Origin of the sequence: Paraburkholderia unamae, assembly GCF_003268775.1 — a bacterium.
GTDB classification, from domain to species: Bacteria; Pseudomonadota; Gammaproteobacteria; order Burkholderiales; family Burkholderiaceae; genus Paraburkholderia; species Paraburkholderia unamae.
In genome coordinates this window covers 245719-264772 of the sequence record NZ_QLSU01000006.1, presented here as the reverse complement: position 1 = coordinate 264772, position 19054 = coordinate 245719, and the positions used below count along the sequence as shown (strand labels likewise).

The following is a 19054-nucleotide window of genomic DNA, read 5'->3' as shown; positions in this document are numbered from 1 at the left end:
TCCGGTCTCCCGCAACGAGGCGCCGCTCAGATCAACGCAGGCGCTTTGCGATGATGTGTCGCCTGTTCGTACGCGTACGCGAACCCGATCAACGCGGCCTCATCCCACTGCCGTCCCACGAAAATCACGCCGAACGGCGAGCCCGATGCATAGTATCCCGCCGGCACCGTGACACCGGGCAGGCCCGCGATATTGATCTCGCCCACCGTGGTCTCCTGGATCGTCTCCTTGCCGTGCAGCGCCGGTAGCTCGCAGCGCATCTGCGGAAACACCAGCGCGTCGAGTGCGTATTCCGTCATGACGGCATCGAAAATGCGCAGATACTTGGCCTTGAGTTCGATGAATTCCGAAATGTCGGGCGGCATCGAGGGATTGGCCAGCGCAGCCGCGAACTGCGGCAGGCTGTGCATGAAGCTCAGCACGCCATTCGGCCCGAAGGCATCCTGCGATTCCGTCGCCTTCGCGAAGTCGGCGAATGTCTTGAGCGCCGCGTTCGGACCCAGACGGCGCAAATACTGCTCGACATCGTAGGGAATCGACTCCAGCCCCCGCGCATCGAAATTCGCGAGCGGCGCGGTCGGCTCGCGCAGGTCCGCGAAACCCGAGCCCGCGAACGGATCGTCTACGAGAATCGCGCCCGCTTCCAGCAATTCCCGCTGCACGCGCGCGTAGAGTTGCGACGCCTCCTCCGAAAGCGGCTGCGTGCGCCACCCCGGGCCATACAGGCCGATCCGCATGCCCTTCAGGGCATCGCCGCGCAGATTCGCCGCGTAGCCCCCCTGCGGCGTCTTGCCGACGCCCGCGAGCGTCTTGGGGTCCTCCGGCGAATACCCGGCGAGCACATCGAGACACAGCGCCGCGTCGCGCACGTTGCGCGCGATGGGGCCCACCACGTCGCGATTGCCCGACAAGGGCACGACGCCCGCGTTCGGCACGAGCCCGATGGTCGGCTTGATGCCGACGAGATCCTGCGCCGACGCCGGGTTCTGGATCGAGCCGCCGGTTTCTTCCGCGAGTCCGAGCACCGCCATCGCCGCGGCGACGGCCGATGCCGTTCCCGCGCTGCTGCCGCCCGGCACGCGGTCGGGCATCGTCACGTTGAGCGTCGGCCCCGCCCAGCTATCGTTCGCGTGCGAGCCGGTGTGGCTGAGCACGGGCACGTTGGTCTTGCCGAGCATCACCGCGCCCGCCGCGCGCATTCGCGCGACGACGGGCGAATCGGTTGCGGGCATCAGATCGACGCCGCCCGTCTTGCTGTAGAGCAGCGACCAGCCCGCCGTGGTCGGGAAGCCCACCATGTCCATCGGGTCCTTGATCACGACGGGCACGCCCGCCAACGGCCCGAGCACTTCGCCGGCCGCGCGGCGGCGGTCGATCTCGCGCGCGTCGTCGAGCGCGGCGTGGTTGAGGAACACCAGCGCGTTATACGATTCGTTGTACGACGCAATTCTGTCGAAGCACGCGGCGGCCAGCGACTCCGCCGTGAAGCGCCCTTGCGCGAAACCTTCCTGCACGCTCGCGATGGTCAGATTGTCCAGATCGAAATCCATTTGCTGCGTCACTGCCTGCGGTTCACTCATGTCGAAACTCTCCCACGTGTACGGGTACGGTCGATCCAGCGGCGTTGCACATCAGGCCTGCATCAGCGCCGCACCTTCAGCGCGAACAACCCTTGCGGACGGAAATACAGCGCCACGATCACCAGCAAAAGAATGCTCGCCTTCGCCATCGAACCGCTGAGCAGCAGTTCGAACATCGACTGAAGCTGGCCGATCGCAAACGCGGAAAGAAAGGTGCCGAGCAAACTTTCGATGCCGCCGAACACCACGACGATGAAGGTATCGACGATGTATTGCTGGCCTGTCACCGGCCCCGTCGAAGCCAGCATCGTCAATGCGCTGCCCGCGATGCCCGCCAGTCCGCATCCCACGGCGAACGTGACGGCGTCGACACGCTCGGTGTCGATGCCCGCCGCGCCCGCCATCGCGCGGTTCTGCATGACCGAGCGGATACGCAGGCCCCAGCGGCTGCGAAACAGGAACAGATAAACGGCGAGCGCCACGACCAGCGTGAGAAACAGAATGAAGATGCGGCTGAGCGGCAAGGCGATATTGGGCGTGACGTTCCAGGCGCCGCGCAGCCAGGACACCGTGGGCACGCTCACGTCGATCGGCCCGAAAACCTGCCGGTACACCTGCTGAAGCACGAGCGACAGGCCCCATGTGGCGAGCATCGTATCGAGCGGCCGGTGATAGAGCCGGCGGATCAGCACGCGTTCGAGCACGAAACCCACGGCCGCCGTCACCACGAAGGCCACCAGAATGCCGACGAGCAAATACGCGCCCATCAGCGAAGGAAACAGCTTCTGAAACACGAGCGACGTCAGATACGTCATATACGCGCCCAGCGCCATCAACTCGCCGTGCGCCATGTTGATTACGCCCATCAGGCCGAACACGATAGCCAGCCCGACTGCCATCAACGCCAGCACGGTAAAGAGCGACAGGCCGTTGAATACCTGTACGAGGAACACATCGAGAGACATGATCGCGACCTTGTTGAATGTTGTCGCGGGTGCAGCGTGCACGCGGCCCCCGCCTTGCAGCGAGTCCCGCGCGCTTAGCCGAGCTTCGGGAACGGATTCGGCTCGACCAGCGGCGATTCGTAGACGATGTCCACCTGCCCGTCCGGCCGGAACGCGCCGATACGCGAGTGCTTCCACAAGTGGTGATTGCTCACGTGGAAATGCACGTCGCCTTCAGGCGCGCCCCACGCGAGCCCCGACGACGCCGCAACCACCTTCGGCACGTCCGTGCTCTGCGCTTTCTCCACGCCTAGCTTCCACAGATACACCGCCGTATAAGCCGCTTCGAGCGTGTCGCCGAGCACGCGGTCCTGTCCGTATTTCGCCTTGAACGCCTTGACGAACTTGTCGTTCTGCGGGTTCTTCACACTCTGGAAATAGCCCATGCACGAATACACGCCGACCAGATTGTCCTTGCCGATACCGATCGCCTCTTCCTCGGTCACGGCCAGCGCCATGATCGGCTGATTCTTGCCGGTAATGCCGAGCGAGTTCAACTGCTTGTAGAAGGCGACGTTCGAGCCGCCGACGATGGTCGACAGGATGACATCGGGCTTGGCCGCCTTGATCTTGTTGATGACCGATGAGAATTCCGTTGCGCCGAGCGGGAAATAATCTTCACCGAGCACGGTGCCGCCCGCCTTCGCAATCGCGGCCTTGGCGATACGGTTCGTGGTGCGCGGCCAGATATAGTCGGAGCCGATCAGATAGAACTTCTTGCCTTTGTTCTTCGCGAGCCAGTTGACCGCGGGAATGGTTTGCTGTGTCGCTTCCTGTCCGGTGTACATGATGTTCTTCGACATCTCCAGACCTTCGTAGTACGTCGGATAGTAAAGCAGTCCGTTATAACGCTCGAACACGGGCAGCACTGCCTTGCGCGACGCCGACGTATAGCAGCCGAATACCGCCGCGACCTTGTCGCTTTCCACGAGCTTTTGCGCCTTTTCGGCGAACGTCGGCCAGTCGCTTGCGCCGTCTTCGACGATCGGCGTGATCTGGCGGCCCATAATGCCGCCCGACGCGTTGATTTCTTCGATCGCCAGTTTCTCCGCGTCCACGACATGTGCTTCCGCAATCGCCAGCGTGCCCGTGAGCGAATGCAGAATGCCAACCTTGATGGGTTCCGCGGCCTGCGCCGAATTCGAGCCCAGCAACATCGAACCCGGCAGCGCGGTGGCGGCTGTTGCGGCAACTGCCTGTTTCAGAAAGTCGCGACGAGAATTCTTCATGGTGGCTTTATCTATAAAGTTTTTGGACAAAAAAAAGCCCGCAGCCAAGCAAGGCTTGACTGGCGGGCTTTTTGGCCTTTCGCCGTATATGACACCTTTGTCAGACGCGGCGGAATTCACTATGATCGTCGTGCAGGACTGGCGCACTGCTGCTGATCACGAACGAGAACGAGCAAGGTCCATGCCATACGGTGCGGCTGTCGGCCCCGACACTTCCGGCATCGCCTTATATGTTGAGTCAACGTCGATGCAACCGGCTTTCGAAGCCTCGCCCGCTGCGTTGCGCGCATTCGATCGACACGCCAACTTGCAGCAGACATGCACGCTGGCTGTGCGACATGCGCGTGGCATGCACAAGTCTGGTGGATGGCGCTTCGAAGAACGCATCGGCGTAACAGGGAAATCAATATGGCTTCAGCGAAGCATGAACCCGTGAAAATCGGTGTGTTGTATTCGACGAGCGGCGTGACCGGCCTCATCGAATCGTCGCAGCAAAGCGCCACGCTTTTTGCCGCGGATGAAATCAACCGGGCAGGCGGCGTGAACGGCCGCGAGATTCAGCTGTATGTGCGCGACCCCGGTTCTGTTGCGGCCAACTATGCGGCAATGGCGGAAGAACTCATTGTCGAGCAGGGCGTGCGTTTAATCGTCGGCTGCTATATGTCGAGCGGGCGCAAGCTGGTGATTCCGGTGGTCGAGCGTCACAACGCGCTGCTTTTCTATCCCACGCTTTACGAAGGCTTCGAATACAGCCGCAATGTGTTTTGCACGGGCACGCTGCCGAATCAGACCTGCGTGCCGCTCGCCGATTACATGCTCGAAAACTTCGGCTCGCGCGTATTCATGATCGGCTCGGATTATATTTATCCGTACGAGACCAATCGCATCATGAAGGATTTCGTTTTCGAGCGCGGCGGCGAAACGGTCGAGGAAACCTACGTCCCGCTCGATGCGCCCGAGGAGCACTATCGCGCGATTGCCGCGCGCATTGCCGCGCTCGCGCCCGACTTCGTGTTTTCGACGGTGGTGGGCGTGGGTGTCGAGCGCCTGTATCGCAGCTTCGCGCGCAGCGGCCTCGACCCCAGCCGCACGCCGATTGCCAGCGTCACCACCTCGGAAGCCGAGATTGCGGCCATGGGCGCGCATCTCGGCGAAGGGCATTTTGCTTCGGCCTCCTATTTCCAGTCGATCGATTCACCCGCCAATCGCGCGTGCATCGCCAACTACGCACGCTTCATGGGCGGCGACGTCGTTACGAACATGTGCTGGGAAGCCGCGTATTTCCAGATGCATGTGCTGGCCAATGCGATGCGCAAGACGAATAGCGACAATCCCGTCGCCCTGCTGCGCGCGATCCCCGGCATGGAATACGACGCGCCGCAGGGCCGTGTGCGCATCGACGACGAGAATCACCACACGTGGCTGCACACGCGCATCGGGCGTACCGATCGCACGGGCCAGTTCGATATCGTGAGCGCGTCGCCGGAACGCGTGCGCGCCGATCCTTTCGTGATTGCCCACACGCCGGCGGACGGCGCGAGCACCGGCCCCGGCTACGGAATCGCCGCCGGGGGCTGGTCATGACGCGCAAGCCGCCAACACCCGAATCGCTTCAGGCGATCCGGTCGCTGCGCATTGCCGTGCTGCATCCGGACGACCAGGACCGCGAGGAACTGCTCGGGCATTTGAAGCGGATCGGCTGCAAGGTTCGGGTCTGCTGGCCCGAACTCGACGCCGCGCTCGACGAAACCGATCTGGTCGTCATGGCCGTCACACCGCAGACGATGGCGACGCATCACGCGTGGCTCGACGACGCGAACGCGCCGCCCATCGTTCCCGTCATCACTTACGAGAACCCGGTGGTGATCGAAGCCGTCATGCAGTTGAACGCGTTCGGCTTCATACCGTCGCCCGTTCGTTCCTCCGGCGTACTGACCGCCATTGCGTTGACAATGGCGCAGCACAAGAAGCGCAAGTCGTTGCAGACGTTCATTCAGCGCGCCGAAGACAAGGCCTCGCGTCAGCGCACCATTGAACTGGCGAAGTCGATCATCATGAAGACGCGCCAGTTGTCCGACGACGAGGCCTATCGCGTGCTCTGCTCGCGCGCGCGCGACGACCAGGCGCTGATCGAAACCGTGGCGAGCGAAGTCGTCAGAGTGGGCGCGTTGCGACATTGAGCGCCCACAGGCTGTGCGCCGCGCACCGTCGATGCGCGAACGGGCACACAGCCAGTGCGCGCTTTTTTTGCTTTTCGAGCGTCACATAACGTTGTCCAGTTATCCGAATTACCTGCAAACACAGTCCACACAAGCCGTCGCCACTCGAATCGCGTTCACAGGCACGCTTGTTGCATTTAAACCGTCGCTTCAGTCATTTTCGCGTTCCGCCTGAACGGCTCACCTGCTTCAGGCGCGCAACCGAAACCGATTCGATAGCGGCGAGCGACAAAGACGTTGCTCGCCGCCCAAGGCCAAAAAGCCCGACATGCCAGCACACGCTGGGATGCCGGGCTTTTTTTTCGACTGTAGCGCGAGCACATTGTCCAACTCGTGATGAGGTTCATTTCATGATTCCGATCCCCAAAAAAGGTACGCCCGAGCGCGAACGGCTGATCGCGCTGCACAAGGAATGTACTGACTCGATGCATGGTGTCGCGGGCTTTTCCGTCCTCAAGTGCGAAACGCCCGGCGACACGACCGTGGTAACGGGCGGCACGCACGAACACCACGATCTGCGCCGCGTGCTGCTGCGCATGCGCGGCGCTTCGCCCAAAGGCAAGCTCGTCGTGATCTGCACGAAGGTCGATGAAACGTGGCGCATCGGCCGCCTCTCGGGCATTCGCGGCGTGCCGCCCGTGTTCGCCACCGACGACGTTTACACCAGCGAACAGGATATCCAGCACGCCATCTTTCTGATGCGTCTGGACGAAATGTCGGAGACCGACGGCATGCCCGAGCATTACACCGAAGGCTACAAACGCCGCGACGATAACTGGCCCGTCACCTGAACCACGCGAGGCCTTCCCTTCCTTCGTGCGCCGCCTGGCGCATGCAATCCCGACGACCGCCGCGTCACTGCGCGGCTTGATGGCAGGAGCAACTCCCCATGTGTGCAATGCGACTCACCGGGTACGCGGACCGATTCAGCGTTCATCCCGGCGAAACGATCCGGTTCTATGTCAACTGTGACGGCCCTTCGCAGTATCACGCGTCGATCGTGCAGATGATCAACGGCGACACCAACCCGCGCGGCCCCGGCTTTATCGAAAAGCCCGTCGAAGCCGATTGCGAAGCGACCTACGACGGCCGCGCGCAAGCCGTCTACGGCGGCTCGTACGGCTATGTCGACGACGCCCCGCAATTGCGCGTGCAAAGCTTCACGCTCCAATGCTGGATCTGGCCCACCACGCCGCGCACCGACGCACGCTACTGGAAGCACGGCGAACAGGGGCTCGTCACCAAATGGTCCGCAGGCAAGGGTTATGGCCTGTTCATCAACGCCGACGGCTGCGCGGAACTGCGCATCAACGACCGAACGTTCACCACGGGCGTGCGCCTGCGCGATCACGCCTGGCACTTTCTCGCGGCGACCTACGACGCGAAAACGGGCGCCGTCACGCTGTATCACGAACCGCAGATCGTCTATGCGCTCGACCCCGCGATCGCCCCCGTGGAAGCGCAATACGCGGGCCCCGTCGAGCACGACGACGCGCCGCTCGTGATCGCGGGCTACGTCAAGGGTCTGGAGCCCGGCCCGCTCGGCCGTTCGTCGCTGCCGCAAGGCGTGTTGATCGGCGGTCACTACAACGGCAAGATTGACAGCCCGCGTCTGTGCAATCGCGCGCTCTCGCGCTTCGAGATCGAAACGATGAAGGCCGGCGTGCAGCCCGGTTTGAGCGAGCGCCGCCATTCGGGACCGACCGGGCCGCTATCCGAAAGCATCGTGGCCGCGTGGGACTTCTCGGACGGCATCGACACGATCGTGTGCCGCGACCACGGCCCCTACAAATTCGACGCGAAGCTCGTGAATTGCCCGACTCGCGCGATGACGGGCTTCAACTGGGCGGGCCGCAATTTCGACTGGAAGCACGCGCAAGGCGAATATGGCGCGATCCACTTTCACGACGACGATCTCGACAATGCGCGTTGGGACGTGAGCTTCGAATGGACCGTGCCGGACGATATCAAGAGCCGCTTCTACGCGGCCAAGCTCACGACCGCCGAAGGCGACGAGGACTATATCCCGTTCTGGATCGTGCCGAAACTCGACGCGAAGAAGTCGAAGATCGCGGTCATGGTGCCGACCATCAGCTACATGGCCTATGCGAACGAACACGTCGCGTGCAACGCGGGCGGCGCGGAACTGTTCGTCTACCGCGTGCCCATCATGCAGCAGCAGAACATGTTTCTCGCGGAGCATCGCGAATACGCCGGCTCGATCTACGACACGCACACGGACGGCAGCGGCATCTGCCTGTCGTCGCGGCTGCGCCCCATTCTCAGCATCCGGCCCAAATACGATCACTTCCTCGCGCAGGCGCCGTGGCAATATCCCGCCGACCTGCATCTGATCTGCTGGCTCGAAACGCTCGGCTACGAGTACGACGTGTTCACCGACGAGGACCTCACCTACGACGGCCTCGCACGGCTCGAAGACTACAACGTGATCATCACGGGCTCGCACCCCGAGCACAATTCCGGTGCGCAGCTCGACGCGCTGCACGACTACACGCAGCGCGGCGGACGCATCATGTATATGGGCGCGGACGGCTGGTACTGGGTCCATTCGTATCATCCCGCGTATGACGACGTGGGCCGCGGCGTCATCACCGAAATGCGCCGCTGCGAATCGGGCATTCGCACGTGGCGCGCCGATCCCGGCGAGTACTATCACCAGGGAACGGGCGAACTGGGCGGCATGTGGCGCTTTCGCGGGCGCTATCTGCATTCGGTGGCGGGTACGGGCATGTCGTCGGAAGGCTTCGATATTTCCACCTACTTTTCGCGCACGCCGGAAAGTCTCGACGAGCGCGTCGCGTGGGCGTTCGAAGGCATCGACTACGACGAGAAGCTCGGCAACTTCGGGCTCGTGGGCGGCGGCGCGGCGGGCCTCGAACTCGATATCGTCGACACCATGCTGGGTTCGCCGCCGCATATCCTGACCGTGGCGACCTCGGCGGGACGGCACACGGAAGCGTATCTGCTCGTGATGGAGGATTTCGGCTTCAATCAGCAAGGGCTTGACGGCACGGTACACCCGCGCGTGCGCGCCGACATCACGTTCCACGAAACGCCGAACGGCGGTGGATGTTTCGCGTTCAGCTCGATCGCCTATTGCGGTTCGCTGCCGTGGAATGACTGCGATAACAACATCTCGCGCCTCACGAAGAACGTGCTCGACCGCTTCGCCGCGGACGGCCCGCTGCCCGCCGCGCCTTCCAGCGCGCACAAGCATCGCGGGCGCGCGGATTACGAGTCGCCGTCCGTCGTCACGACCGCCTGACGCAAGGGAGCCCACGCGATGAATGCCATCGTCGAAAGTCCCCTCGCGCACGGCGCGAGCGCGTCCGTACTCGGAGCCGACGCCTACCGCACGCTCGCCTTCGCCAAAACGGAAGACGACGTGCTGTGGACGCGCGAGTGGATCTGCATCGGCGTGATCGACGATCTTCGTCGCGAGGGCGACCTGTTGCCGTTCACGGCGGGCGATCATGCGGTGCATGTGCAGCGGATGCCGGGCGGGCGCCTGGCCGGCCGTTTCAATCTGGCGCAGCACGGCGGCTGCCGGGTCGTGCCGCTGCAATGCAGGCAAGGCGCGAAGACGTCGTGCTCGTTTACGTCGTGTGGCTACAGCCGCGACAGTGCACCGCTGGAGGCGACGGAAACGGGCGCGCCTTCCGAGGGCATGTACCAGTATCTCGGGCTGCGGCCCGAGCGACTGCTCGGCGTGCGCGTGGCGCGCGACAGTCCGCTGATCTTCGTCCATCTCGATCCGGCCGCCAACGCGTTCGCGCCGTCGCTCGCGGACCCGCCGCCAGGCATACGGCGCGAGCATGCCTGGCTCGAACTCGACGTGAACTGGAAGCATGCAGGCCAGCGTATTGCAGCCGGCGTTCAGCGAGGCGAGGCGAACAACGTGCAAGCCGTGTTCGAAAGTCGTGATCGCATAGGACACGCTGGACACGCGGACGAGACGCTGACCGTTACGTGGCGTTATCCGAACCTGCTCGACATCCGCACGAGCACAAGCCGTTGCTTCGTGGTGCTGCAACCCACCGCGCTGCAAAGCGTACTGTGCCGCATCAGCACATACGGCGCGCATTCGCTCGCGCATTGGCAAGACTTGCTGCAACGGCGCGCGGCGATTGCCGATGCAGATGCCAACATGCATTCCGATGCCGTTCAATGGTTCGAAACCACGCTTGCGGCGCGCATCGCGCACTTCGCGCCGCAAGCGGCTTCGTCATCCTACTCACAGAGACTATGAACAACGAACTCGACCACGCCGTGGACTGCTATTCGAAAGGCCAGTTCGAGGCCGCGTTTGCAGCCTTTTCCGTGCTCGCCGAGGCAGGCGACGCCAACGCGCAGGCCTGGCTCGCCGCCCTCCATGCAAACGGCGAAGGCACCCAGGCCGATACGTCGCGCGCGCTCGAATGGTACGAAAAGGCCGCCCAACAAGGCCACGCACTCGCGCAAGCGAATCTCGGCGCAATGCTCATCTCGTCGCCCGGCGTCGCGCACGACGAGGCGCAAGGCGTGCTCTGGATACAGCGCGCGGCCGAAAACGGCGATCCCTTTGCGCAGGCCAATCTCGCGAATCTCCATGCGAAAGGCCGCGGCGTGGCGCAGGACGACGCGGCCGCCGCGCGCTGGCTGCGGCGTGCGGCGGAACAGGGACACTACCCTTCACAGGCGCGGCTTGGCTTCTGCTACGCGAGCGCGCGCGGCGTGGAGCGCGACCGCGTGCAGGCGTTCGTGTGGCTTTCGCTTGCGGCCCAGCATGGCGTCGGCAATGCGCTGAACGCGCTGGAAAACGTGCTTGGCGATATGTCCGCCGAAGAAAAGCGCGCGGGGGCGAGTCTGTTCGATCAATGGCGCTCGCGCGCGACGCCCGCAGCGGCCTGAGCGGGCGCGCAATTCCATCGCAAGAGAGAACGTCATGAACTACAGCGTGCAACAGATCAAGTTCGAATGCTTCAGCTATATCAAGGAGTTCGGCGCGCGCATGGAAGAGTGGGTGATCGGCGTGACGAGCGACCCCGAGCGCGCCCTCTTCAACGCCTGCGCGATCGACCGGCGCGACGACATCTGGATGTGGAAGCCCGCTCAGTCCGCCGCCGCCGCCGCAACCGTGGTCGATTTCATGACGTCGCGCTATCGCCTCACGCGCGCGCCCTTGCCTGCGGGCGACGGGCCGGCGCGCTTCGTGATCCTCTACCGCACGCGCGCTAGCTCGTGAAGGCAAGCACGCGGCGCAGTGCGTCGGCCGCGCCGTCTTCGCCGCCGACCACGGCGGCGCGCGTGCGGCCGAACATCTCCGCCGCCACGCCAATCGACGCCGGATCGAGCGACAGGCACACACAATCGATACGCTGCGCCGCGAGTTCGCGCAACGCGCAGCGCATGTCTTCGCGCAAATAGCGAGGATCGAAGCTGTCGACGTCGAACGGTTCGCCGTCCGACACCACGATGACGCTGGCGCGCATGTCGTCGTGCATTTCGGGTGCGAGCTGCGTCGCGAGATGGCGCAGCGCGGCGCCGAAACGCGTCGACAAGCCCGGTTGCGCGGCGCGCAGCGCGGCTTCGGTCGATTCGCTCCAGGGTTCGTCGAAGGGCTTGAAGACGTGAAAGCGCACGCGCTGCCGGCCATCGGAGTGAAAACCGTACATGGCGAAAGGCCAGGCGTCGGCACCCAGTGCGCGGCCGAGCACGCGACCCAGGGCGAGTGCGCCATTCATCGTTCCGCTGAACCCTGAGGATGCCGAAAGATCCAGCAGCACCGCAACCGGATGCGGTCGCGCGCGCCAGTTCGCCACGAAAAAGGGCTTCAGATCCGGTTGCAAACCGCGCCGCGCTTCGACGCGCGCGGCAATGCACGCGTCGAGGTCAATGGCGTCGCCTTCATGGGCGCGTGTTGTCCCGGCACGCATGCGTCGGCGCGCGGCGCGCAACGATCCCCGCATCCGTTGCTCCTGCAACGCGCTCGCGTGCGACGCGGCGAACGCGCCGTGGCCCGCTGCCGGGCGCAAGGTTTCGACGCGGCACCAGTCGTTGCGGTAGCGGCGTATCAGGTAGTCCCATTCGCGATACCGGGCGACCGAAACCGCTACCGCGCCCGCTTGCGTCGGCTCCGGTTCGTCCTCGCGCATTTCGCCGCCGCTGCCGGATGGAACCGCGTCCGCCGACACGCTGCGGGCGTCGTTCGCATCGGCAGGCGCAGGCGCAACGGGCTGCGGCTCGGCCACCCACAGAAATACGTTGTCGTCGCGATACGCCGCTTCCTGCGCGTAGGTCTTCGCATTGAACTGCACGCGCATCTGCCCAAGGTCGTTGCCAAGCAGATTGCCGATGTGCCGGGAGATCGACGCATCCGCGCCGTTCGTCCTCGCAAACGCCTCCTCGAAAAGGCGTCGCCCTTTGCCGACCCATCCATCACTATCGCTGTACTCGGGGTCGAACAGCGCCCGCGCGAGGCGGGCGATGAGCGCGCTCGCGGTGCGCGCGCTGTCCGGGCCTGTCGTGTGATACGGCCGCCACCAGCGGCGCAAGCCGGGAAAGCGCCGCATCGCGAGACGTTCCACGCGTGCATCCTCGATCGTGCCAACCAGCGCGATCTGCAACGGCGTGAGCTTGCCGCGCTCGAACGGCTGCGTGGACCATGTCAGATGCGCGGCTGCGTGCGCTGCGCATGCAAGATAAAAGCGCGAAGCATCGCCGGACGATTCGACACGCGCGGCTTCGGGAAGCAGCAGCGCACCTTCCGTCACGGCCGTGCGCGCGTTAGACCATGCATCGTCGTCCGGCACCGCGAGCGGCAACAGCTTCGGGCTCACTTGCCATCCGGCTTCCAGATACAGCGCGAGCGCTCGCGCGGCGGCGTCGAAGGTTCGCGCGGCCGTCATCTCAGGCGAACAGGCTGTCGACCACGGCGCTCAGCGCGGCGCACAGGTCCGCGTCGTCCGAGAGCGGCTGGATCACCGCGACACGGCATGCGGTGCGCGCATCCATGCCGCCCGCGATCAGCGTCGCCGTGTAGATCAGCAGACGCGTCGATGCGCCCTCCTGCAACGCGGCCGCCGCGAGCGTGCGCGTGCGTGCGCCGAGTTCGACCAGTTGCCGCGCGAGCGCCGCGTCGGCGCCCGATTCGTGCGCGACGATCTGCGCTTCCGCCTGCGCATCGGGCCAGCCCATGTCGAGCGCGACGAAGCGCTGTCGCGTCGAGGTTTTCAGATCCTTCGACCGGTGCTGATACTGTGGATTGAACGACATCACGAGCAGGAAATCCGGGTGCGCGGCAATCACTTCGTTATGCTTGTCAATCGGCAGGAAGCGGCGTGCATCCGTCAACGGATGGATCGCGACGGTCGTATCGTTGCGCGCCTCGACCACTTCGTCGAGGTAACAGATCGCGCCGTGCCGCACCGCCATCGTGAGCGGGCCGTCCTGCCAGTAGGTGCCGTTGCCGTCGAGCAGATAGCGGCCGATCAGGTCGCCCGCCGTCATGTCCTCATGACAGGCGATCGTCACGAGCGGACGCCCGAGCGTCCATGCCATGTGTTCGACGAGGCGCGTCTTGCCGCAGCCCGTCGGCCCCTTCAGCAGGATCGGCAGGCGCGCCGCGCAGGCCGCCGCGAAACAGTCGGCCTCGTCGCCCGACGGGCGGTACCAGGGCGCCTGGGCGAGACGCCAGGCGTCGATCGGCAAAGCGTGGTCGGTGGCGTGTGGCCTCGTCATGCGCGTTCCTTGTCGCGGGCGATGTGGGGAATGGGCGCATTTCCCGCGCCTTGTGTCGAAGTTAGCGCTTCCAACATGCGTTCGCGAACAGCCTCCACTGCCTGCTGCATCGCGGCGCGCATCGTCTGGCCATCCACGGCGAGCAAACGCATGAACGCGCCGCAGCCGTTCGGCAACAGACTCGCGCCCGCATAGCACGTGTGGCGCGCAAGCGTTTCGAGCGCATGCAACGCGGCTGTGGCTTCGTGCGCGTCGAGCGTGAGCACCATGAGTCCGCCATGCACCGCGAACGGCGCACGCACGCCGCCCAGCGGGCGCAAGACCGCGCCGGAAGGCCGCGAGGCCGACCCGGCAAGCCGAAAGGCGTCGCGCGCGAGCAGCCGCCCCGCTGCGCTGCGCACGTCGATCGACGCTTCGAGCACGCCGAAGGGTTGCGCGCCGCCCGAAGGATCGTGGCTCATGTAGCTGTCCATCAACAGCATGCGCGCGCCCGGATGCAACACGGCGTCGATGTGACTCACGAGGCGGGCACCAGGAAAGAGAATCGAGGGCTGCGGCAGCCATTCGAGCTGCGCGCCGGGCATCGCCTCCAGGCGCACGCGCGAGCGCGCCATGCCGTGCGTCATCGAATGCACGATGGTCGCCGCCGCCGTTTCCACGCGCGCCTGCGCGCCCTGCGTCGCGACGACATGCTGCGCCACGTCCTCGCCCTCGAACAGGCCGCCCGAGGTCGATTGCACGATCACGCGCCCGCCCGACGCCGCGTCGAGCATGCGCCCGACGTGAAACGGATAGCCGGCCCGCTGGCGCGACAGATACACCGCGCCGGAGGGCCCGCGCGTGAAGCACAGATCGAGTTGCGGCTCGTTCACGCCGGATTGCGGCGGCAGCGGCATGGCGTCAATGCGCATCGAACAGCACGTCCGCCATGATCGCGTTCACGACGGCATCCACGCCGTCACCCGTCGCGCAGTTCGTCAACGCAACGGCGCGCCCGTTGCGCACCTCATGCGCCTCGCGCACCATCCGGTCCAGATCCACGCCCACATGGGGCGCGAGATCGAACTTGTTGATCACCAGCAGATCGCACGACAGCACGCCGAGCCCGCGCTTGCGCGGGATGTCGTCGCCGGCTGCGACGTCGATCACGAAGATCCAGTAATCGACCAGATCGAGCGAAAACGACGACGCGAGATTGTCGCCGCCCGATTCGATCAGCACCAGTTGCAGGCCGTCGATCTGCGCGTCGAGTTCGTCGGCGGCCTGAAGGTTCAACGTCGGGTCTTCGCGGATCGCCGTATGCGGGCAGGCGCCCGTTTCGACGGCCAGCACGCGCGCCGGATCGATCAGGCCGCTGCGCCGCACGCGTTCGGCGTCCTCGCGCGTCACGAGGTCGTTGGTGATGACGGCGAGCTCGATCCCGCGTGCGGCGAAGCGCGGAATCAACCGTTCGAGCAGGCGCGTCTTGCCCGAGCCGACCGGGCCGCCTATGCCGACGCGCGCGGCGCGCGGCAACGTCGCGAGCGGCGCTGCGGAAAAATCGGGAAACGTCGTGAGAGCGTGCATGGCGAATCTCTTCCGTTCAATTCAATGGTTTTCGGACGATGGGCGACTCGATCAGCGCATCATGTAGCGCCGCGACAGCGGCACCTCGCGCGCCGGGTCGCAACGCAGCACCTGGCCGTCGATAAAGACTTCGAATGTCTGCGGATTCACGGTGATGTTCGGACAGGCGTCGTTGTGCAGCATGTCGCGCTTGCTCAGGTTGCGCGTGCCGCGCGCGCCGACCAGTTGCCGCGCGAGCCCGAGCCGCCGCGCCGCGTCCGCTTCTATCGCAAGCTGGTTCACGAAGTTCACCGAAAGCGCCGCAGGCGCACGCCCGAAGGCGCCCCATTGCGGACGCATCGCGATCGGCTCGCAGGTCATCAGCGACGCGGCGGAGTCGCCCATCGCGCCCCACGCGATAAAACCGCCCTTGATGACCACTTCCGGCTTGATGCCGAAAAACGCCGGCCGCCACAGCACGATATCGGCGAGCTTGCCGTCTTCGAGCGAGCCGATCGTATCGGCAATGCCGAACGTGCGCGCCGCGTTGATCGTGTACTTCGCGATGTAGCGCTTGATGCGCTCGTTGTCGCCGAGCGTCGTGCGTTCGCTGTCGAGCCGTCCGCGCTGGTCCTTCATCTTCGAGGCAAGCTGCCACGTTCGGCAGATCACTTCGTTGATACGCCCCATGCCCTGGCTATCGGAGCCGAGCATCGAGATCGCGCCCAGATCGTGCAGGATGTCTTCCGCCGAGATGGTCTGCGCGCGCACGCGCGACTCCGCGAACGCGACGTCTTCGGGCACGGCGGGATTCAGGTGATGGCACACCATGATCATGTCGAGATGCTCGTCGAACGTATTCACGGTGTACGGATTGGTCGGGTTGGTCGACGAGGGCAGACAGTTCAGCCGCCCCGCGACCGCGATGATGTCGGGTGCGTGGCCGCCGCCCGCGCCTTCCGTGTGATACATGTGGATCGTGCGGTCCTTCATCGCCGCAACGGTGTCTTCGAGAAAGCCCGATTCGTTGAGCGTGTCGGTATGGAGTTGCACCTGGAAGTCGTATTGATCGGCCACGCTCAGGCACGTGTCGATCACAGCGGGCATCGCGCCCCAGTCCTCGTGGATCTTCAAGCCGAGACAGCCGCCACGCAACTGGTCGATCAGCGAGCCGGGCTTGCTCGAATTGCCGCGGCCGAGAAAGCCGAAGTTCAGCGGCCAGTGTTCCGATGCCTGCATCATGCGGCCCACGTTCCACGAGCCGCCGCAATCGATGCCGACGGTGATCGGCCCGAGCGACCCGCCAATGAGCGTCGTGAGGCCCGAGGCGAGCGCGTGCTCGCATAGCTGGGCCGAATCGAAATGCACATGCACGTCGATCCCGCCCGGCGTTGCGATCAGCCCTTCCGCGTCCCTGACCGTGGTGGAGACGCCGCACACGAGCTTCGGATGCACGCCGTCCATGACCTGCGGATTGCCCGCCTTGCCGATGGCGACGATGCGCCCGTCCTTGATGCCGATGTCGCCCTTCACGACGCCGAGCACGGGGTCGATCACCGTGGCGTTGCACAGCAGCATGTCGGGCGCGCCGTCCGCGCTGTCGTGGCCGGCTTTCAGGCCCATGCCGTCGCGCAACGTCTTGCCGCCGCCGTGCAGGCATTCTTCGCCGGGCACCGCGTAGTCGTGCTCGATCTGCGCGAACAGCGACGTGTCGCCCAGCCGGATCGCGTCGCCCGTGGTCGGGCCGAACATCTCGGCGTAGGCCTTGCGTGTCATCGTGACCATTCAGGCTCCCTGAAAACCGTGTGCGGCGGCGCGGGCGAGCGCGGCTTCGCGCCGTCCCGGCTCGTCGAGCGCGCCGTCCGTCAAACCGTTTAGCCCATAAATCTCGCGGGTGCCCGCGATCGCCACGAGCGTCACCTCCTTGCTGTCGCCCGGCTCGAACCGCACGGCCGTGCCGGCCGGAATGTCGAGGCGCATGCCCCACGCCGCCGCGCGATCGAAGCGCAGCGCGCGGTTCACTTCGAAGAAGTGAAAATGGCTGCCGATCTGGATCGGCCGGTCGCCCGTGTTCATCGCGCTCAGCACGACCTTCGCGCGGCCCGCGTTCAGTTCGATATCGCCTTGCGCGGCGACCAGTTCGCCGGGCACCACCGCGTCGGCGGGACGCGGCGCGACGCCGGGGCGGATCGGCTGATGCACGGTCACGAGCTTGGTGCCGTCGGGGAACGAGCCTTCCACCTGAAGCACCGGCAGCAGTTCGGCCACGCCCGGCAGCACGTCATCCTCGGTGAGCAGCGTCGAGCCCCACGCGATCAGGTCCGCGACGCTGCGCCCTTCGCGCGCGCCTTCGAGAATGTCGTCGGCGATGATCGCGACGGCTTCGGGATGATTCAGTTTGAGCCCCTTGTTGCGGTGACGCCGCGCGAGTTCCGCGGCGGTGTAGAGCGTCAGGCGCTCGTATTCGGTCGGTGTCAGAAGCATTCGCGCATCCGTATGGGTCCGTTGGGGTCCGTCGGGGTCAGTTGGGGTCAGTTGGCGAAGAGCCGCGCGTCGTGACGCTGCCAGCGCATCGTGGCAATGTCGGCGGCGAAGGTGTTGGACCACAGGGCGTCGAGCGATGGCGCGGGAGCGTCGAGCACGGCGGCCAGTTGCGGGCGCAGGCCGCTCAGCACGCGCTGCGCGTCGAGGTGCCCGACGATGCCAAGCCGCACCGCCGAACTCACCGCGCCCGTGCAGGCCGTGTGCGCCGAGATCGCGCGCGCGTGATCCTCGCCGATGCCGAGCACGCGCCAGATCGCGCCCTGCACGGCGGGCAAATGCCCCGGCGTGCGGCCTTCGCCTATCGCCGCGCGAATCTGCGCGGCGACAGGCAAGCCGAGCCGCGCATGCACGTCGGCGAGCGTGCGGCCCAGGCGCCGCGCGCCCTCGCGCATCGGCGCGGCGAGCGTCACGGCTTCCGCCGTCGCGTCGACCTCGCACCACGCATCGAACGATTCCGCACGCCACGCCGCGCACACGATGCCCTGATCGAGCGACGCCCAGCGCTCCAGCGCCTGCGCCTCGACGAACACGGCAAGCGAGTCCGCGTCCTTCACGTAGCCGGCATGTTGCAGCGCTTCGAGGCCCCAGGAAAACGCCATCGAACCGCCCGGAAAGAAACTGTCCGCCTGTTGCAGGCCGGCGAGCCATCCCATCGCGTCAGCCATGAACGTGGTCGTGGTCGTGTGCGTGATGGTGGTCGTGAGCGTGAGGGGCAAGAGGCGCGTGATGTCCGTGGTTCGCTTCCGGCGCTTCGACCTCGCGGATACGGCCCGACTCCAGCAACGGGGCGAGCCGCGCGCGATAGTCCTCGACGCGGCCTTTGACGGCGATGGCGAGCAGCGCGCCGTCGAAGCGCACGGCCCAATGCATGTTGCCCGCGAAATAGCCGAGTTCGAGCGCCGCCGCCGCGTCGCGCGCCGTCATGCACAGCCATGGCGTGCGCGCCGTGCGCACGACCAGTGCCGCGTCGCCGTCGAGGTGCAGCACCGCGCCGTCGAAAAGCTGCGCCTGCCGGTCCAGCGCGATTCCGCACTCAATGCCCGCGTCGCTGCTCGCGCGCAGCCGGCGGCGGCGGATGTCGTCGCCGCTCAGCGTGAGCGTGTCGACCTTGCCGCGATGTTCGAGCGCATGCAGCCGCTCGGCGATGCGCGGCTCCGATGCGCTGCCGATGATCGACGTGTAAGTGATCATCG

19 protein-coding genes are annotated in these 19054 nt (G+C 65.3%); 8 read left to right on the top strand and 11 right to left on the bottom strand.

Annotation, left to right across the window (positions count from 1 at the left end; all coding sequences use genetic code 11):
• Nucleotides 1-26 precede the first annotated feature (26 nt).
• The 3 genes from C7401_RS12625 to urtA form a co-directional block, all read right to left on the bottom strand.
• Entirely contained in the window at nucleotides 27-1580 is a 1554-nt protein-coding gene (locus tag C7401_RS12625; RefSeq protein WP_112171713.1) for an amidase, read from the bottom strand.
• A 62-nt stretch (nucleotides 1581-1642) separates the two neighbouring features.
• Nucleotides 1643-2545, bottom strand: coding sequence for an urea ABC transporter permease subunit UrtB (gene urtB / locus C7401_RS12620; protein ID WP_112171841.1), 903 nt, complete (start codon nucleotides 2543-2545; stop codon nucleotides 1643-1645).
• A gap of 74 nt (nucleotides 2546-2619) precedes the next feature.
• The gene (gene urtA, locus C7401_RS12615; protein ID WP_112171712.1) at nucleotides 2620-3813 is read right to left on the bottom strand and encodes an urea ABC transporter substrate-binding protein; all 1194 of its coding nucleotides are present in this window, start codon (nucleotides 3811-3813) and stop codon (nucleotides 2620-2622) included.
• On the opposite strand from urtA, the gene C7401_RS44355 reads away from it, so the two are divergent.
• The 8 genes from C7401_RS44355 (at nucleotide 3812) to C7401_RS12580 (ending at nucleotide 11277) form a co-directional block, all read left to right on the top strand.
• Complete coding sequence (locus C7401_RS44355) at nucleotides 3812-4249, top strand: hypothetical protein (RefSeq protein WP_133254520.1); 438 nt, start codon at nucleotides 3812-3814, stop codon at nucleotides 4247-4249. The two genes, urtA and C7401_RS44355, sit on opposite strands and share 2 nt — an antisense overlap.
• Nucleotides 4222-5397 (top strand): transporter substrate-binding domain-containing protein, encoded by a 1176-nt coding sequence (locus C7401_RS12610; protein ID WP_112171711.1) that lies wholly within the window; start codon nucleotides 4222-4224, stop codon nucleotides 5395-5397. Before C7401_RS44355 ends, C7401_RS12610 begins: the two co-directional genes overlap by 28 nt.
• A complete protein-coding gene (locus C7401_RS12605) occupies nucleotides 5394-5993 on the top strand; it encodes an ANTAR domain-containing response regulator (RefSeq protein WP_112171710.1) in 600 nt (199 codons plus the stop codon). Before C7401_RS12610 ends, C7401_RS12605 begins: the two co-directional genes overlap by 4 nt.
• A gap of 389 nt (nucleotides 5994-6382) precedes the next feature.
• The gene (locus tag C7401_RS12600) at nucleotides 6383-6823 is read left to right on the top strand and encodes a N,N-dimethylformamidase alpha subunit family protein (RefSeq protein WP_112171709.1); all 441 of its coding nucleotides are present in this window, start codon (nucleotides 6383-6385) and stop codon (nucleotides 6821-6823) included.
• A 98-nt stretch (nucleotides 6824-6921) separates the two neighbouring features.
• Complete coding sequence (locus tag C7401_RS12595; RefSeq protein WP_112171708.1) at nucleotides 6922-9318, top strand: N,N-dimethylformamidase beta subunit family domain-containing protein; 2397 nt, start codon at nucleotides 6922-6924, stop codon at nucleotides 9316-9318.
• Nucleotides 9319-9336: 18 nt separating this feature from the next.
• On the top strand, nucleotides 9337-10302 hold the full coding sequence (locus C7401_RS12590) for a hypothetical protein (protein ID WP_112171707.1): 966 nt from the start codon (nucleotides 9337-9339) through the stop codon (nucleotides 10300-10302).
• On the top strand, nucleotides 10299-10943 hold the full coding sequence (locus C7401_RS12585; RefSeq protein ID WP_112171706.1) for a tetratricopeptide repeat protein: 645 nt from the start codon (nucleotides 10299-10301) through the stop codon (nucleotides 10941-10943). The genes C7401_RS12590 and C7401_RS12585 overlap by 4 nt, the downstream gene beginning before the upstream one ends.
• 34 nt (nucleotides 10944-10977) lie before the next feature.
• Nucleotides 10978-11277: a hypothetical protein gene (locus tag C7401_RS12580; protein WP_112171705.1), complete on the top strand. Its 300-nt coding sequence runs from the start codon at nucleotides 10978-10980 to the stop codon at nucleotides 11275-11277.
• On the opposite strand, the gene C7401_RS12575 is transcribed toward C7401_RS12580, so the two are convergent.
• From C7401_RS12575 to ureE, 8 genes are read right to left on the bottom strand one after another with little or no spacing between them, the layout of a single operon-like run.
• Nucleotides 11267-12940, bottom strand: coding sequence for a nitric oxide reductase activation protein NorD (locus tag C7401_RS12575; RefSeq protein WP_112171704.1), 1674 nt, complete (start codon nucleotides 12938-12940; stop codon nucleotides 11267-11269). The two genes, C7401_RS12580 and C7401_RS12575, sit on opposite strands and share 11 nt — an antisense overlap.
• A gap of 1 nt (nucleotide 12941) precedes the next feature.
• On the bottom strand, nucleotides 12942-13772 hold the full coding sequence (locus tag C7401_RS12570) for a CbbQ/NirQ/NorQ/GpvN family protein (RefSeq protein WP_112171703.1): 831 nt from the start codon (nucleotides 13770-13772) through the stop codon (nucleotides 12942-12944).
• The gene (locus C7401_RS12565; protein WP_112171702.1) at nucleotides 13769-14683 is read right to left on the bottom strand and encodes an urease accessory protein UreD; all 915 of its coding nucleotides are present in this window, start codon (nucleotides 14681-14683) and stop codon (nucleotides 13769-13771) included. Before C7401_RS12565 ends, C7401_RS12570 begins: the two co-directional genes overlap by 4 nt.
• On the bottom strand, nucleotides 14673-15338 hold the full coding sequence (ureG, locus tag C7401_RS12560) for an urease accessory protein UreG (RefSeq protein WP_112171701.1): 666 nt from the start codon (nucleotides 15336-15338) through the stop codon (nucleotides 14673-14675). Before ureG ends, C7401_RS12565 begins: the two co-directional genes overlap by 11 nt.
• Nucleotides 15339-15389: 51 nt before the next feature.
• On the bottom strand, nucleotides 15390-17093 hold the full coding sequence (ureC, locus tag C7401_RS12555; RefSeq protein ID WP_373864437.1) for an urease subunit alpha: 1704 nt from the start codon (nucleotides 17091-17093) through the stop codon (nucleotides 15390-15392).
• Between the two features lie 9 nt (nucleotides 17094-17102).
• Nucleotides 17103-17801, bottom strand: coding sequence for an urease subunit beta (locus C7401_RS12550; RefSeq protein WP_112171699.1), 699 nt, complete (start codon nucleotides 17799-17801; stop codon nucleotides 17103-17105).
• 47 nt (nucleotides 17802-17848) lie between these two features.
• Nucleotides 17849-18577 (bottom strand): urease accessory protein UreF, encoded by a 729-nt coding sequence (locus tag C7401_RS12545; RefSeq protein ID WP_146757913.1) that lies wholly within the window; start codon nucleotides 18575-18577, stop codon nucleotides 17849-17851.
• Entirely contained in the window at nucleotides 18519-19052 is a 534-nt protein-coding gene (ureE, locus tag C7401_RS12540) for an urease accessory protein UreE (RefSeq protein ID WP_112171697.1), read from the bottom strand. The genes C7401_RS12545 and ureE overlap by 59 nt, the downstream gene beginning before the upstream one ends.
• Nucleotides 19053-19054: the final 2 nt, after the last annotated feature.